Genomic DNA, 16,873 nt, shown 5'->3' with positions numbered 1-16,873 from the left:
CTAAATATGATGAGTTTGTAGTAAGCACTTCAGTGCTTAAAAATCCAGGACTAAAGTCCTTACTACGAACTTATTCACCCCTCGTAACTAATGGGACAGACTACTAGATATTTATTTAGTTACACGAATAATTAGGTATGCATATTTTCATAAAGACTGTATAATATTTAAAATACGCTAAATCGACCGATAAACTGTAATATACCATCTAACTGACGTAGATACCTGCCAGTCAATTATTCAACTGCACTAATCAACACATCTCGCTTCTGTCTTATTGCTTCAGTTGGGGTTGTGCAATCTCAAATAGTCTGCATGTCACGATAATTACGAGGAAAAGTTTTTATGAGCAACCTACAACTGTACTTCGCCAAAGCCTCGACCTTCTCTCAACGGACTCGTGTAGTCTTACTGGAAAAAGGCATTGACTTCACCCCGATAGAAATTGACTTACAGAACAAACCAGATGGGTACACACAGATTTCCCACTATGGTAAAGTTCCGGCTATCAAACATGGGGATGTTGAAATTTACGAGTCCGCTATCATCAATGAATATCTAGATGAGGTTTTTCCAGAACCACCTTTATTACCCCGCGATCCCGCAGCTAAAGCGATCGCTCGCATCTGGATAGACTACGCCAATACTCGCCTTGTCCCAGCTTTTAACAAATTTCTGCGCGGTAAAGATAGCACCGAACAGGAACAAGGACGAAAAGAGTTCACAGAAGCACTTCTATATATTGAACAAGAAGGATTAGGCAAAGGTGATTACTTATTAGGAGATCGGTTTAGCCTAGTTGATATCAGCTTCTATCCTTGGTTTGAACGTTTACCACTCTTAGAACACTTCCGCAAATTCACACTACCAGCCGAAACACCTCGTTTGCAGACATGGTGGAACAGGTTAAGCGATCGCTCCTCAATTCAAGCGGTAGCCAACCCTGTAGACTTCTATTTGGAAAGATTCGCCAAAATTCTCGGTGAACCTCTTCCCGTTGGTGCAGCCCAAAAATAGGACACATGACCAACAATTAACCAAAATCCAAAATGGGATAACCTATGAGCTTAAATAACCAAGTTCTAGACAAACCAGTTTCCGCAGAACTGCCATCAGTAGAGGCTAACCTCACTTACCTGGTTCCAACGGCAGAAAAACCAGTTAACTATACCTACGAACCGCCAGCCGGCATTCCGCGCACGAATGCAACTTATCAGACGCATAAACTGCCAATTTACAATGCTCGTTCTATCTCAGAGAACATCTCGTTAGATCGAGAAGGATTTGCCTTTACTGGACATAATACTAATGTCCGCAACTTTTACGATGAAGACGAAGTACGCCGCGTCTACTATCCAGAAGCCGAGCAATTGTTAAAAGAAGTGACAGGTGCAACGAAGGTAGTGATATTCGATCATACCCTTCGTAATGCTGGTAACTCCAAGCCAGGTGAGAATAATATTAAGGAACCTGCCAAGCGCGTACACAACGACTTCACCGCCAAATCAGGCTATACTCGCGCCCGTTTGGAACTAGCAGCGCGGGGTGTAGATGATGATATTGAGGCGCTACTAAAACAACGATTTGCCATCATCAATGTTTGGCGAGCGATCGCAACACCAATTCAAGAGTCACCCTTAGCAGTGTGTGACGCACAAAGTATCGCACCCACAGAGCTTGTAGCTGGTGATTTAGTGTACCGCGATCGCGTTGGTGAAACTTATGGAGTCACGTATAACTCCAAACATAAATGGTTCTACTTTCCGCAAATGCACAGAGACGAAGCCCTATTTATCAAGTGTTTCGACTCCGCAGAAGAGGGACACGCCCGTTTTGCTGCCCATACAGCCTTTGAAGATCCCACCAGCCCAGCCAACGCTCCCCCACGAGAAAGCATCGAACTACGAACATTCGTCTTTTACCCCGCATAGATCGGAAAAACCTCTCTCAAACTCCTACCCTGTGCGTGAAACAAATTAATTAACCCTTGGAGACACAAATATCATGACTTCCCAACACTTTGACATCAAACAAATCGCCGGACGTATCGGTGCAAAAATCATCGGTGTTGATTTGAGCAGTAACCTCAGCAACGAAATCATCAGCGATATCCGTAAAGCTTTAGTTAAACACAAAGTCATCTTCTTCCGAGAGCAGAACCTTGACGCTCAAGGACAAGTAGCCTTTGCCCGTCGCTTCGGGGAAGTCACTACAGCCCATCCCACCGTTCCCTCATTGCCAGAAAACCCAGAAGTTCTTGACCTGAATTACGGCAAGACTGTGAGTCGCGCCAATAACTGGCATACCGATGTCACATTTGTAGACCGTCCCCCCCTTGGTTCCGTTTTACGGGCGTTGGTCATCCCACCATCAGGAGGTGACACTATTTGGGCAAACTCCGTGACTGGTTACGAAGATTTACCAACTCACCTACGTAATATTGCTGACCAACTCTGGGCAGTACACAGCAACGCTTACGATTATGCAGCAGCAACAATTGACTTGCCAAAAGAAGTCTTAAAGCATCGGGCTGTTTTCACCTCGACTGTATACGAAACCCTGCATCCAGTTGTCCGCGTGCATCCTGAATCTGGTGAACGTGGGTTATTCATCGGTGGGTTCGTGCGCCGCCTTCGTGGTTTATCACAGAATGAATCCGATGAAATCCTGAAATTGTTGCAAGCTTACATCACACTTCCAGAGAACACAGTCCGGTGGCGTTGGAAAGTTGGCGATGTAGCGTTCTGGGATAATCGTGCTACTCAACATTATGCGATCGCAGACTACGGCAATCAACCTCGCCACGTTCAACGAGTGACTATTGTTGGTGATATTCCCGTTGGTATTGATGGCAAACAAAGTGAAGCCATTAAGGGAGACTCTTCTGCATATAACCGACGTGAGGCAGTAACTGCGTAATTAGGAGAATGAAAAGAGAAATTGCGATCGCCCTTTGTACAGATGATCCTGTCCAAATCTGTACCACTATTGGGCGGGAGTATGCAGTAGCCCATACCCTCGGTTTTTCTCCAGCCGAATTGCTTGCCGTAACTCGTAATGCGATCGAGGTAGCGTTTACATCACCGGAGCGCCGAAACGAACTCCTAAACAAGTTGAGCCAATGGGATGATGCTGATTCAGCTTAGATGGAGACTCAATTACTACTTTGAGTACTTTGTCAAGCTAGTTTTGAGGGTTTGTAGTAAGGATTTTAGGGCTTAGACATTTGAACCCAGTATCTAATGACGATCGCGCTTTTTTATGAAACTCTTTTATACACCTAACTCACCCTATACACGCATTGCACGGGTAGCAATAATAGAACTGAATCTGTGCGTAGGCGTAGCCCGTCGTAGCGATCGCATCGAAACACAAAAAGTCATTGCACGAGATCCAAACAGCGACCTACTGAATTACAACCCTACAGGTAAAGTACCAACTCTAGCGACTGACGACGGATTTATATACAAATATGAGTACGAAAAAACAACTTAAACTCGGAGCATTTTTACCCGGTAGTGGTCATCATGTTGCAGCATGGAGGCATCCCAACACCCCGGCTGATGGAGGTCTGAACTTCCAACATTACAAGCATCTGGCCCAAACGGCTGAACGGGGAAAATTTGATATGCTTTTCCTCGCAGATGGTTTAGCCGTCTGGGATCGAGGGCAAGGGACTGAGGCTTTTAGCCGTTCGGGACAATTCAGTGTCCATTTTGAACCTTTAACCTTGTTGTCGGCTCTGTCTGCGGTGACAGAAAATATCGGATTGGTGGCGACATCATCAACGACTTATGATGAACCTTTTCATCTCGCCCGCAAGTTTGCATCACTAGATTATCTCAGCGGTGGTCGTGCCGGCTGGAATCTTGTAACCTCTGCTGCTGAAGCCGCAGCGCAGAATTTCAGCCAAGAAAACCACTTAGAACACTCGCTGCGCTATGAACGGGCGAGGGAATTTGTGGATGTTGTTACCAAACTTTGGGATAGTTGGGAAGACGATGCTTTTCTCCACAATAAGGAGTCAGGTATTTACTTCGATGCAGAAAAGTTGCATATTCCCCACCACAAGGGTAAATATTTCTCGGTGCGCGGCCCGCTCAATGTAGCGCGTCCACCGCAGGGATATCCAGTAATCGTACAAGCTGGATCTTCCGAGGCTGGACAGGATTTAGCTGCCCAAACAGCAGAGGCGATTTTCACTGCACAACAGACATTGGCAGAAGCTCAAGCCTTCTACACCAGTGTCAAGGGGAGATTGGCTAAATACGGACGTTCCCCTGACCATCTCAAAATTATGCCGGGAGTATTCCCGGTAATTGGTAAGACTGAGCAGGAAGCTAAGGATAAATATGAACAACTTCAGGAGTTGATTCATCCCCTGGTCGGATTAGGGCTGCTTTCTGGGCTAGTGGGTGGCTATGATTTGTCCAAATATCCCCTAGATGGGCCACTGCCGGATCTGCCAGATACCAACGGTGGCAAAAGCCGCTTGCAACTGATCACCGATCTTGCCCGCAGAGAGAATTTAACAATCCGACAACTGTATTTGTGGATTGCAGGAGCGCGGGGACATCGAACGATTCTCGGAACACCAGAACACATTGCCGATCAGTTAGAAGATTGGTTTGTTAATGGTGGGGCTGATGGATTTAACATCATGCCGCCGTGGTTGCCTGGGGGTTTAGATGAATTCGTGGATTTGGTAATTCCCGAACTGCAACGCCGAGGAATATTTCGTACTGAGTATGAAGGTAGTACTTTGCGCGAAAATCTTGGTTTGCCTCGTCCAGTGAACCAGTTCATTACAAAAACTGCTCCTAAACCTGTGAGCGCCGGTTCCTTGGCATAGTAATAATTGATGGATAAATTCCCTGTAGAGACGGCGATTTATCGCGTCTTTTCAAGTGACGGCTTTGATTTCCTCTGGTTTGTTATTCCAGTGGTTTTAGCAATACAATCAGGTCGTCTCTAAGGAAACTTTTTATCGTGTTGGGCATCCTAACGGTTCTACTATCCTCCTTTGTTTTGACGTTTCATAACGTTACTGTCCGAGTTTTGTTTTCAGAACATCTCGTACTAGGTTTATTTTTACTCGGTGGATACGTTAAACCGGATTTGCAGAATTCCTTCTTGCTGATGTTCATGCGAATGCTGCTGGTGGTTCCACTCATGGCATCTCTATCATTCAAGCTATATCCATCTGCTTGGACAGAATTTCAATACTTGTTCACCCGCAAAGGTAGGGATGTTCTAATCCAAGCTCTTGGCTGTGGAGTGCTGATGTTTGTGTATATTGCCTCAATCTACATTGCTATTGGCTTGATTCCCACAGGCATTGCCTTGACCCTTTTCTTCACCTATCCCGTATTTACAGCGCTGCTGTCATGGAGGTTTTTTGGCGATCGCCCCACATTGTTTCGTTGGCTGGTAATGGCTATTATTCTGGTGGGAAGCGCTCTCACCATTCCCCAATCTTCTGCCACCTACAGCAGTCATATCATTGCGATCGGCATTTTCGCTAGTTTTGGCGCTGGAATTGTTTACGCCTTTTATTGCATCATTGCTCAAAAATGTTTAGAAAAATTCCATCCAATTCCCTTTACCTGGATCAGTTTTGCCTCCACTCTACTGCTTTCCGGTGTTAGCTTACTGTTTTGGCCAGGTAAAAACGCCCAACTTGATTGGACACCCCTATGGATTGGTAGCATATTTTCCGGACTTATCAGCTTTCTCGGACACACTTTAAACAATGTGGGGATTCGGATGGTTGGCGCATCTACCGCTTCCATAATTGGCTCTAGCAGTCCAGCATTGACAGCGTTAGTTGCATGGATAACCATTAACGAAACTTTAAACGTGATTCAGAGTATAGGGATTGGTGTTGTCACATTGGGGATTGCGTTACTTAGTGCAGAAGGCTTTGTGAAATCGCTCAAAATTAGGGGTTGAATTGGGAATTAAGATATGCCTTTCTCTGCTATCCTTTCGCTTCAATTGGCGTTACCTATGGCTATGGAACCGAGGAGGAATTAAAAGCTCATGGTGCTGATTGGATTGCCCATTCTCCAAGTGATATTCCCAGACTTGTAATTCGTAATTCGTAATTAAAGATAATGCCGCCATCATTAACGTTTATCCATAGCTTGCTGTTGTTTAGTACCGCTTTTATTGCAGGTGGGTTAAATGCTGTAGCGGGTGGTGGAAGCTTTATCACGTTTCCAACTCTCATCTTTACGGGTGTACCACCGATCGCAGCTAATGCCACCAATAATACTGCAATTTGGGTGGCAGCTCTCGCCAGTGCTGGAGCATATCGTCAAGATTTGGGCATCGAGCGGCGAGATTTTTTACTTCTATGTGGCGTCAGTTTAGTTGGTGGCATGATTGGCTCCATAGCTTTGTTGTATACATCGCCAGATATCTTTAAAAAGCTGATTCCCTATCTATTACTGCTAGCAACAGTTGTATTTACCTTTGGCGAACCGTTCAAAAAGTGGTTGCAGCGTCGAAACCAGAATAAATCACCGGAATCTGTACCCTTGTTTAATTTGGTACTGGCTCAACTAGCGATCGCAATCTATGGCGGTTTCTTCGGCGCAGGTTTAGGGATTTTAATGCTGGCGACTCTGACATTTTTAGGTATCAAAAGTATTCACAAAATGAATGCTTTCAAAACATTTTTAGGGAGTTGTATCAATGGTATTGCGATCGTTCCATTTATTTTTGCAGGTGTAATTGCTTGGCATCAAGCTATTTTGATGGCAGTCGGTGGCTCTCTTGGTGGTTACTTAAGCGCCCACTATGCTCGTAAACTTGAACCGCACTTAATTCGGAAATTTGTCATGATTGTTGCCTTCAGCATGACTGCCTACTTTTTTATTCACGGTTAAAAGCATTTATTAATTAGTGAAGTTGCGCCAAGCCCTTTTAACTTCTTTCTTTCTTTGTGTCCTTTGCGTCCTTCTCTAACGAGACGCTGCGCGATCGCGGTTCGTTTTTCCTTCTTGTACTTAAGCTACATTAGACTTATCCGAAAATGCAGAATGCTTACTATACAATGATTTTAGCGATTTTAACGAAGTGCGATCGCTAGCTACTTACAACATCATGGTCAAAAGCTAGTACAGAGATTTGATGCCAATACTTACATCACTCTCACCCAAGCGATGGATAGTCATGATATTGCTCAAGGTCAAGACTATAAATCTGTTCTGCAAAGCATTAAACAACCTGCTTTAATTGTTGCTATTGATTCTGACATTCTCTATCCACCGATAGAACAACAAGAAGTAGCAGATTTAATTCCTAATGCTCAACTAGGTTGGCTGAAATCAATTTACGGTCACGATGCTTTTTTTATTGATACAGAAGCCCTCAGTAAGTTATTAATCAACTTTCGACCAGCTTTCACACTCCTCCTGATTATTCAACTCGCGCTTGGCTATCAATTTTAAATTCAATTCATACCTATTTGATGACACCCAGATTCTGCGAGGTAAGCTCAGTTTTACACTCAATTTAAACGCAACCTTCTGCATTGCTATTGCATCGACTTGCAAGAATTAACCTATCCTAGTAGTCTGGCAAGTGGCTATAAATAAAAAATTACAAATTACGCTGTTTCTCCAACCATTCTAAAACCCGATTCCATGCCCACCAAAGGTCAGAATCGTTTACTTGACGTTGGCACTCTTTACTGCTCAAATAGCCCACATGCCCGCCGTACTGGGTGAGCAATAAATCTATTGCCGGATTGCGATCGCACGCTTCTTCTAATTCCGGTATGATAGCTGGGTCAAAAAGTGGATCGTCAGCAGCATATAAAATCAAAGTCGGTTTTGAGATTTGCGGCAATATTTGTAAAGCACTACTCGCTTGATAATATGCTTCCACAGAAGAAAAACCTAATCGGTTAATTACCAATTCATTATCAAAACCCCAGATACTATTTGCCCGTTCAATGGCTGCGGGGTCAAGGCTTCCAGGATGAGCATCATGTATCTTCCATGCCAGTTTTTTTAAATTTTGGGCAATTCCTGCTTCCAAAAATCTGCCCAAGGGCTTCGTAACTAGATAAGATAGCGATCGCTCTGAATCCAAACTCGGACAAATCACCATCCCACCGCCAATATCGCTATCTTCTAGCCCTAAATCTCCATACTCCCTAATCACCTCACCAGCCACCTTCACCGCCCACAGTGCCAATTGTCCTCCTAAAGAAAACCCTGTAAACCAAAATTTTCCCGGACATCCCATTGCCTTAGCAGCCGCCGCAATCCGAACAAAATCTTCCCCCTCATACAAACCATCAGAAGTCAGAGTTGGAGACAATTCGGCAGTTTTGCCGTGAGCCCGCCAATCAAATAACACCATCGCGTATCCTTGAGCGTAGGACTTACGTCCTAGCACTCTCAAAAACCATTCCGTCTCTAACTCTCCAGTAATGCCATAAGTGCCGATAATCGTGCTATGAGCATTTTCAGGAATGGCAACCAAGCCAAAAATTGGCACACCTTGGCCACCAATAAATATTTTTTCGTGATAAGACGGTTCTGGTAAGGGAGTAGTGCTTTCCCAGCAACGTTTTCCCCACAAAGCGGAGTATACAGTCATCATCACACCGTTTTGTAAAAACCAAGACGGATTGTAGTGGGGAGTATAACACATCATAGACTATAAGATTTCGTGTAGTTGAGTCTTGATTTCACAGTCATTTAATCTTAATATTTATGTAAGATTTAGAAACTTTTTCATCATTGCTTCAAAAATCTTTGTATCTATCAAAGGTTGTTATTTATCCTTAATAAGTAGTAATAATTTTTTAAGAATGCCGAGGATTCTTGTCATAGACGATGACCCAGCGATTTCAGAACTAGTTGCCGTCAACTTGGAAATGGCTGGCTACGATGTTAGTCAAGCTGAAGACGGCATCAAAGGTCAAGCGCTGGCTCTCCAGCTACAACCAGACTTGATCATGCTCGATTTAATGTTGCCCAGGGTAGATGGGTTTACCGTTTGCCAGCGCCTACGACGCGACGATCGCACCTCTGAGATTCCCGTGTTAATGTTGACGGCTTTGAGCCAAACTCAGGATAAGGTGGAAGGCTTTAATGCTGGCGCAGATGACTATCTCACCAAACCTTTTGAAGTTGAAGAACTGCTGGCGCGGGTACGGGCGCTTTTGCGGCGTACTGACCGCATTCCTCAAGCAGCAAAACATAGTGAGATTCTCAACTATGGCTCACTCACCCTTGTTCCCGAAAGATTTGAGGCGATATGGTTCAACGACACAGTGAAATTGACTCACTTGGAATTTGAGCTACTTCACTGCTTACTGCAACGCCACGGTCAAACAGTTTCTCCCAGCGAAATCCTCAGAGAAGTTTGGGGCTACGATCCTGATGATGACATTGAAACGATTCGAGTCCATATTCGCCACTTGAGAACCAAGCTAGAACCAGATCCTCGCCATCCCCGCTATATCAAGACAGTGTATGGTGCTGGATACTGTCTTGAGTTACCCGGCATCCCTCCAGCAGTTGAAGGGGCTTCGGTAACAGTCGTTGAATGAAATCACCGAAGCAGTGCTGAGTGTCCAGGTGAGTTAAGTAGGGGCGCACAGCTAGCTGTGCGCCTCTAAAAAATGAATTATGGTGAGAATCAGAAAAATAAATCATTTAGGTTGCCAGACGAGGTGCGATCGCTTCGCCAATAACCCCGCCAATCGTTCCGCCTCGGCTAAGTTATCTTCTCGATATGGTAAACCAACAATGTTGGCATGGTTCACAGAATCCTGTTCTACATCCAATCCAATTTCCCGAATTGGTTAAGCCACTCCAACCATTGCACTAACACAGATGGTGTCACATCTGACTCGATTGCATAATTATCTCCCAACTCATGGTAAACAGCAGCCTGTTGTGCGGCTGTTGCTGGGCAAATCAAACGGATTTCACATTCAGGCGACTGTTTGCTCCATGTTAGTCGAATACCACCTTGTTCATCTGTCGAAGCCGATGCTTTGGGAAAGCGATCGCCCATTATTTCATAGGCATCTATGACTAATAGCATCGCCAACTTAAAAGCGGATTGACTCGGCTGTAAAATTCCATATTCGTCTGTTTCATCTTCTTCTCAAAGAGCAATTAGTACAGCACGGCGTAAATAAACCACCCATTCCAAATCAATGAAATCCTTACGGTACAGTAATTACGAATTACGAATTACGAATTCCGCCTTGCGGTACTAGCCGCTTCAATGTCACCGTAATATCACTACTAGGGGGTTTGGCTGACTGAGCAACGGTCATATCAGACAATCAAATTGGGATTATTGATACTACCCTAACATGAGCCAGGAATCAAAAGCGTGTAATCTAGAGGCGATCGCTAGATAATGAAAATGAGACAAATGTTGGAACAAAACAGCGTACTCTACAGAGAAGCAAGCTAGCAAGAGCGTCTGTCTGCGACACGAGAACGCGGATTTTAAATAACTGGTATAAAATCGCTCTCTGTAATCAAGCTGGGATTAATGCCGCTCAAAATAGCTAACGTCTCATTTGTGGAAGTAATCCGAATGGAAGTCTTATTACTACTTGCAGAGATAGTTAAAGCTCCATAAGTTAAACCACCGAATAAACCAAGTTTGTCGATGCCATCCTTAAAATCAAGGATGCTATCATTGCCGTTTCCTGATGCGAGAACAAAAATATCCGCACCCGTTTGTCCATAGAGTAAATCATTACCAGCACCGCCAATCAGGATGTCGTCACCTGCACCACCATAAAGGTAGTCATTGCCAGCATTCCCAATCAGGCGATCGCTATCATTCTCTCCATATAGGTAATCATTGCTACTACTGCCTAAGAGACTATCATTACCATTGCCGCCATAAAGATAGACACCACCAATGGTAAATGATGATGCATCTAAGGTATTTTTACTAATGCCACCTGTCAATTTTACCCGTTCAATACCGATCAGGCTATCAGTACCTAAACCAACGAGTTGAGTGTTAGTTAAGCTAAAGTTGACATCAGCAGATTCAGTTACGTAATCAATGCCATCACCACCGTCGAGAATATCATCACCTTTGCCGCCATAAAGGTAGTCATTGCCAGCACCAGCAATCAGGCGATCGTTACCATCCTGACCGTATAAATAGTCATTTCCTGCATAGCCGTAGATGGTATCATCAGTTGTACCGCCATTTAGCTTATTGCTTGAAGACGTACCATAGATAGTCTTTTCGCTGACATCATTCAGATTGACAGCGATCGCTTGCATAGCACTATTATCCGTGCCATCACTGACAGTAACTTGTAATTGAAAGTTAGGCTTACTCTCAAAATCAAGATCGTCGCGATCGCTAACAATAATTTGTCCAGAATTAGAGTTGATGCTAAAAGCAGTTTTCCCATCTCCATCCAGGTCAAAGTTACCATCAACAATTCTCCAGTTGGAAAATGAGTTAGTTCCCTCGATATCAGTAGCAACTACAGTACCAACCACCGTGTTATTACTGCTATTTTCATTCAGGCTGAAGCTTTGATTTGCGGTAACAATTGGAGCATCATTGAGAGCAGTAACATTAATTATCTTAGAAACTGTAGCACTAGTACCGCCATCACCATCAGTCAACACAAAGTTGATAGTACGGGGAATAGTAGCGGGATTTTCAGAGATGTTAGCGTAACTAATACTGCGAATTAAGGCTTGAACAGCAGTAGGTGTAGCTTTAGAGTTAAAGTTGATTACTAAATCTTGAGTGCCAATACCGCCACTGAAAGTAGCAATCAAGCTAGTATCGTATAAAATACTTGTGTCGCTGACTTGAATTTGATTTGTTGTGTTGTTTTGGATGATCAGGCGATCGCCATTACTTCCACCATTGCTGAACTGAACAGTCAATTTACCTAAATCTAAGTCTTGGGAATCAGGATCTAAGACGGTTGCACCAGCGTCAATGAAAATAGCAGAATCATTTTCAGTATACGTGGGGTTAGTTCCTGGTAAACTGATTGTCGGGGAATCATTGACAGCAGTAAAATTAATTGTCTTAAAGACAGTGGAACTAGTACCGCCATCACCATCAGTCAACACAAAGCTAACTGTACGGGGAGTAGTAGAAGGATTCTCAGAGATGTTGGCGTAACTAATACTGCGTAGCAAAGCTTGGACAGCAGTAGGTGTAGCTTTAGAATTAAAGCTGATTACTAAATCTTGAGTGCCAATGCCGCCACTGAAAGTAGCAATCAAACTATTATCGTATAAAATACTTGTGTCGTTGACTTGAATTTGATTTGTTGTGCTGTTTTGGATGATCAGGCGATCGTCAACAGTCGCAATATTGCTAAAGTGAACAGTCAATTTACCAAAATCGAAGTCTTGGGAATCAAAGTCTGCGACAGTTGCATTAGGATCGATGAAGATAGCAGGGTCGTTTTCAGTGTAGGTGGGGTTAGTTCCTGGTAAACTGATTGTTGGAGCGTCGTTGATAGCAGTAACATTAATTGTCTTAGAAACTGTGGTACTAGTACCGCCATCACCATCAGTCAATACAAAGCTGATAGTACGGGGAGTAGTGGAGGGATTCTCAGAGATGTTGGTGTAACTAACACTGCGTAGCAAAGCTTGGACAGCAGTAGGTGTAGCTTTAGAATTAAAGCTGATTACTAAATCTTGAGTGCCAATGCCGCCACTGAAAGTAGCAATCAAACTATTATCGTATAAAATACTTGTGTCGTTGACTTGAATTTGATTTGTTGTGCTGTTTTGGATGATCAGGCGATCGTCAACAGTCGCAATATTGCTAAAGTGAACAGTCAATTTACCAAAATCGAAGTCTTGGGAATCAAAGTCTGCGACAGTTGCATTAGGATCGATGAAAATACCTGGTGCATTTTCATAGTAAGTGGGGTTTGTGCTGGACAAAGTAACTGTAGGCGCTTGATTTCCAACATATAAACTTACTGTTGCAATATTAGAATCTGCGATCGCATCATTAGCTTTATAGCTGAAGGCATCAATGCCTTGAAAGCCAGCATTAGGAGTGTAAGTAAAAGAGCCATCAGAATTGAAAATAAGGCTACCGTTATTTGTCCCAGATACTAAAGTTGCTTTCAGTGGGCTATTTTCGGTATCTGTATCATTGGTTAATACACCAGCGACTAAATTGTTAGGGGTAGCGCGGTATTGAATCCGACCTTTAAAGCTTTCGCTGGCAGGGTCGCCATCGCCGTATTCTTGGAAGGTAGCATCAAAATTGAGAATTTCGCTACCAGAGCCGTAGACGATTTGGTTAACTGTAAACTGCCCTGTCAAGCTGTTATAGCCGCGTCCAGCACCACCAACATCTAAACCAGCCTGATTAGAGGTTTGGAATGGGAAACGTGCAGCACCTGTGTATGTTGTACCCGCCGTCAGTGGAGCGTTAAATGGAGCTGCAAATGAAAGATCCCACCATGTACCGCCAGTTCCAGGCTCAGAGTAGCTAATGTGGATGGCGTTGTTGCTAGTGGGATTGGTGGGATAAGCACGAACAGCGCTAAACTTACCTGTGACAGGAGTATAACTATAGTAATCACTCTGACCGATATAGTTACCGCGATCGCTATCTAAAGTCAGCCCGGTAATTGGAGCAGCAGTTTGTAACGAAGTGTTGGCTGAGACAAAATAAGTCTCGTTTATCGCCACTGGTGGTTGATTAGTGGCAATAGCTCTACTCATAACCTTGATATCATCAACCCCAATCCACTCATCTTCACCATTGGCATCAGTAGTAATAAAGCGAACTTGAACTTGTGCCTGATTGGTAACTTCGGGTGGCAATAAAACAGTTATGTGTGCTTCCCGTGCGTCATAAGAAGCTGAAGTTGAGGCGTTATTAGAAGCATCGGGTACAAAAGCTGTTGGCAGATTGATGAAATTCCCTGTATCGCCAACGCGGTATTGTACAGCGACAGATTGAATGGCATCGCGTGTTGAGCTATCTATGTCACGTAGCGTAAAGCTAAGTTGGAGATTTTGCTGCCCAGTCGCATCTAAATAAATAACTAAATGCGGTGCTGTAGCGGTTGATGAGCCTCTGAGAGCAACAGTTGGATTGCTCAATGCAAATTCTGTAATCCCGCCATTTGTGTAGGTATTTGGATTACTTTGATTAGCATTTACATCAATAGGAGTGGCAGAACCATCAGCTAGTACTGTTTGTGGGTTAGCACCCATACTACTAACTAAACCATCACCTCGGAAACCTCTAATACTGGGTAAATTACTCCAATCATCATCCGTAGTAATCAAATTAGTATTTGACCAGTCTTGGAGAAAGTCGCTTGTTGCTAGTTTGTAATAAGTAGGAGCAGTGAACTTTACTTTTATCGGGGCAGTATCGATTGTACTACTAAAAGCAGTAGTACCACCGTTAACAGTGGTGTCAACAATACCAGCGTTCGTGCCGCTAGTTCTGTCCCAAGCACGGAAGGTGATAGCATTACCTACATAGCCATTAAAATTAGCATTAGGCTGGAAATAAATACGGGTATTAGCATCTGCTGCTAGCAAACGAGCGCTAGTGTCAGACACCGCAGATAGAGAATTCCAGATTGTGCCCTTGTCAGTGCTGTACCATAAAGTACCGTTGGTAGTGTCAGCAGCGATAATGGCGATACCTGTTAAACTACCAATGTCTGGGTCAGTAATGTTACTATTTAAACTGACTAAGGATGATACTAAAGTACCTACTGTGCCAGAGGGTGCCCCTGCGTTGGAATTTACAGAGTTGAGGGCGATATTAGTGTCAGTTAAAGTAGGTGCTGTATTTGAGGGAGTGGGAGGTATTTCGTTGGAAACACCGAGATAGCGTGCCACTGCAAAGTAACCGTTGTTATTGCCAACAACAACAATATTGCCATCCGATTGAGTTGCAACAACATTAGCACCTTCGTAGTTACTCTTAATGGGAGTAATAACCTGACCATTCGTACCAAAGCTGGTATCCAAAGTTCCATTAGAAGTATAGGCTAATAGAACTGTGTCCCGATTATTTCCGTTTTCAACATAGCCAGCGACAACAATTTTGCCATTTGATTGAATTGTTAAACTAGTGGCACGGTCATTAGTACTGAAGCTTACAGGCGCAATGACTTTACCACCATTACCAAAGCTAGTATCGAGGCTGCCATTAGCATTGTAACGGGCAATAGCAAAGTCTTCTTGGTTAGAGCCATTCCATACACTCCACGCATATCCAGCAACAACAATTTTGCCGTCTGACTGAATTGCAATGGTATTAGCCGTGTCAAAGGATGCACCTATAGGAGTTAAAACCCTACCACCATTGCCAAAGCTAGTATCTAGACTGCCATTGCTGTTATAGCGTGCTAAGGCAAAATCATTATTAGTGCCACTGTTCGCACCTCCAGCAATAACAATTTTGCCATCCGAGAGAATTGCCGCAGCATAACCATTTGTACCGTTGACTTTGCCACCGTTACCAAAACTGCTATCTATAGTGCCATCGGTGTTGTAGCGTACTAAAACATAATCTCGACTACCATTGCCGATGTATCCCGCTAGGATTATCTTGCCATCTAGCTGAACTAAGACTTTATGACCGAAGTCCTGACCAAAGTTAGTAATAAGTTTACCACCATTACCAAAACTGGTATCTAGACTACCGTTAGTGTTGTAGCGTGCTAGAGCAAAATCTGGCTGGTTAGATTGGGTAGTGTCCCAACTATATCCAGCAACAACAATCTTGCCGTCTGATTGAAGAGTGACGCTATAAGCATTATCGCTAGCACTACCTACATGAGTAGTAACTGTACCAGCATTGCCAAAGCTGTTGTCTACGCTGCCGTCTGGATTATAGCGTGCTAAAGCAAAGTCAGGGGCATTTAAGCCATCGTGAACCATGTAACTATAGCCCACTGCCAAAATTTTGCCATCTGATTGAATTGCAACACTATAGGCAGAGCCGCTAAGTTTACCACCAATGGCAAAGGTAGTATCAAGTTCACCAGCAGCAAGTATTCCCGTATAAGTAGCAAGAGTCTCTTCTCGGAATGCCAAAGCCATCGGATTTGGGATGGGAAAATCTTTGCCGACTTTAACTTGTAAATTCCAATCTCCACCCAAGGCTGCATTACCTGTTGGTGTAGTCGAGGCAGCAATATTTGCTCCCGTCAATCGGTGCAACTTCTGCAAAAATTCCTCTCCTGCATCCCCGGTGGCGACGTTACAGCCGTAGAGTATTAGAGATGAACAGAACCAAATTTGTAGCTCTTGGGTATAGCGTTCTAAACTGCTGAGGCTGAGTTGGTTATTACCCAGGTAGAGGCAACCGGGAGAACCATGAGAGACTATATGGACACTTTCAACTCTAGGGCGTTGTAACAGTATTTGAGTAATTTGCTCTACCCCATCTTGGTTTGAGTCAAGGACTATTACCTCAATTCCTGATACAACACTTTTCAGCAATATTTCATAGTTCTTAACTGAAGAATCAAGGAAAAGTATGCCTGTATTCTGAATATTCATGTTATTGGAATTCTCTGCTAAATTTTAGATATCTAATTGTTAGTGAAACTGTTGGATAAGAGATTGGATGATTTCAGGACAAGTTCAGAATCCATATAGAAAAGGATTCAGGAGTCAGAATGGGCTACGCCCCGCTACGCTAACAGAATTCTGAATCAGAAATTTCCAACAGAAAAATCATCTTCCCTTTGCTATTTTGCTGGTTGGAGATATTAATTACATCGATATATTTTCTGAAATATTATTAAGAAGCTATAAAGCCTCAAGAAATCATGGCTCTTGCGCTACTTTTATGGTAAAAGTTAAAATAATTTAAATTTCATGCCTAT

General features: G+C 43.5%; 15 protein-coding genes. 11 read left to right on the top strand and 4 right to left on the bottom strand.

Annotation, left to right across the window (positions count from 1 at the left end):
- Window positions 1-345: 345 nt before the first annotated feature.
- From HWQ37_RS18325 to HWQ37_RS18280, 10 genes are all read left to right on the top strand, one after another.
- Entirely contained in the window at window positions 346-1,017 is a 672-nt protein-coding gene (locus HWQ37_RS18325; protein ID WP_292749417.1) for a glutathione S-transferase family protein, read from the top strand.
- A 44-nt stretch (window positions 1,018-1,061) separates the two neighbouring features.
- Window positions 1,062-1,931: a CmcJ/NvfI family oxidoreductase gene (locus HWQ37_RS18320; RefSeq protein WP_292749416.1), complete on the top strand. Its 870-nt coding sequence runs from the start codon at window positions 1,062-1,064 to the stop codon at window positions 1,929-1,931.
- A gap of 73 nt (window positions 1,932-2,004) precedes the next feature.
- Window positions 2,005-2,919 carry a TauD/TfdA dioxygenase family protein gene (locus HWQ37_RS18315; protein WP_292749415.1) on the top strand — a complete coding sequence of 305 codons (915 nt, stop codon included), beginning with the start codon at window positions 2,005-2,007 and terminating at the stop codon, window positions 2,917-2,919.
- Between the two features lie 8 nt (window positions 2,920-2,927).
- Entirely contained in the window at window positions 2,928-3,146 is a 219-nt protein-coding gene (locus HWQ37_RS18310) for a hypothetical protein (protein ID WP_292749414.1), read from the top strand.
- Window positions 3,147-3,261: 115 nt separating this feature from the next.
- Complete coding sequence (locus HWQ37_RS18305) at window positions 3,262-3,495, top strand: glutathione S-transferase N-terminal domain-containing protein (RefSeq protein WP_292749412.1); 234 nt, start codon at window positions 3,262-3,264, stop codon at window positions 3,493-3,495.
- On the top strand, window positions 3,473-4,852 hold the full coding sequence (locus tag HWQ37_RS18300) for an LLM class flavin-dependent oxidoreductase (RefSeq protein ID WP_292749410.1): 1,380 nt from the start codon (window positions 3,473-3,475) through the stop codon (window positions 4,850-4,852). The genes HWQ37_RS18305 and HWQ37_RS18300 overlap by 23 nt, the downstream gene beginning before the upstream one ends.
- A 137-nt stretch (window positions 4,853-4,989) precedes the next feature.
- Entirely contained in the window at window positions 4,990-5,952 is a 963-nt protein-coding gene (locus tag HWQ37_RS18295) for a DMT family transporter (protein ID WP_292749408.1), read from the top strand.
- Window positions 5,949-6,107, top strand: a complete 159-nt coding sequence (locus HWQ37_RS18290) for a hypothetical protein (protein ID WP_292749406.1) — start codon at window positions 5,949-5,951, stop codon at window positions 6,105-6,107. Before HWQ37_RS18295 ends, HWQ37_RS18290 begins: the two co-directional genes overlap by 4 nt.
- Window positions 6,108-6,116: 9 nt before the next feature.
- Window positions 6,117-6,893, top strand: a complete 777-nt coding sequence (locus tag HWQ37_RS18285) for a sulfite exporter TauE/SafE family protein (protein ID WP_292749404.1) — start codon at window positions 6,117-6,119, stop codon at window positions 6,891-6,893.
- Between the two features lie 276 nt (window positions 6,894-7,169).
- Window positions 7,170-7,457, top strand: coding sequence for an alpha/beta hydrolase family protein (locus HWQ37_RS18280; protein WP_363318148.1), 288 nt, complete (start codon window positions 7,170-7,172; stop codon window positions 7,455-7,457).
- A gap of 151 nt (window positions 7,458-7,608) precedes the next feature.
- On the opposite strand, the gene HWQ37_RS18275 is transcribed toward HWQ37_RS18280, so the two are convergent.
- The gene (locus HWQ37_RS18275) at window positions 7,609-8,673 is read right to left on the bottom strand and encodes a YheT family hydrolase (protein WP_292749402.1); all 1,065 of its coding nucleotides are present in this window, start codon (window positions 8,671-8,673) and stop codon (window positions 7,609-7,611) included.
- Between the two features lie 157 nt (window positions 8,674-8,830).
- On the opposite strand from HWQ37_RS18275, the gene HWQ37_RS18270 reads away from it, so the two are divergent.
- Complete coding sequence (locus HWQ37_RS18270; protein ID WP_292749400.1) at window positions 8,831-9,574, top strand: response regulator transcription factor; 744 nt, start codon at window positions 8,831-8,833, stop codon at window positions 9,572-9,574.
- 102 nt (window positions 9,575-9,676) lie between these two features.
- On the opposite strand, the gene HWQ37_RS18265 is transcribed toward HWQ37_RS18270, so the two are convergent.
- The 3 genes from HWQ37_RS18265 to HWQ37_RS18255 all read right to left on the bottom strand — a co-directional run bounded on the left by HWQ37_RS18265 (window position 9,677) and on the right by HWQ37_RS18255 (window position 16,544).
- Complete coding sequence (locus tag HWQ37_RS18265) at window positions 9,677-9,811, bottom strand: hypothetical protein (protein WP_292749398.1); 135 nt, start codon at window positions 9,809-9,811, stop codon at window positions 9,677-9,679.
- Window positions 9,802-10,074, bottom strand: coding sequence for a hypothetical protein (locus HWQ37_RS18260; protein WP_292749396.1), 273 nt, complete (start codon window positions 10,072-10,074; stop codon window positions 9,802-9,804). Before HWQ37_RS18260 ends, HWQ37_RS18265 begins: the two co-directional genes overlap by 10 nt.
- A gap of 416 nt (window positions 10,075-10,490) precedes the next feature.
- On the bottom strand, window positions 10,491-16,544 hold the full coding sequence (locus tag HWQ37_RS18255; protein WP_292749394.1) for a DUF4347 domain-containing protein: 6,054 nt from the start codon (window positions 16,542-16,544) through the stop codon (window positions 10,491-10,493).
- Between the last annotated feature and the right edge of the window lie 329 nt (window positions 16,545-16,873).

Origin of the sequence: Nostoc sp. NMS4 (assembly GCF_017115095.1) — a bacterium.
In the GTDB taxonomy this organism is placed as follows: domain Bacteria; phylum Cyanobacteriota; class Cyanobacteriia; order Cyanobacteriales; family Nostocaceae; genus Nostoc.
This window is presented reverse-complemented; position numbering and strand designations above follow the sequence as displayed.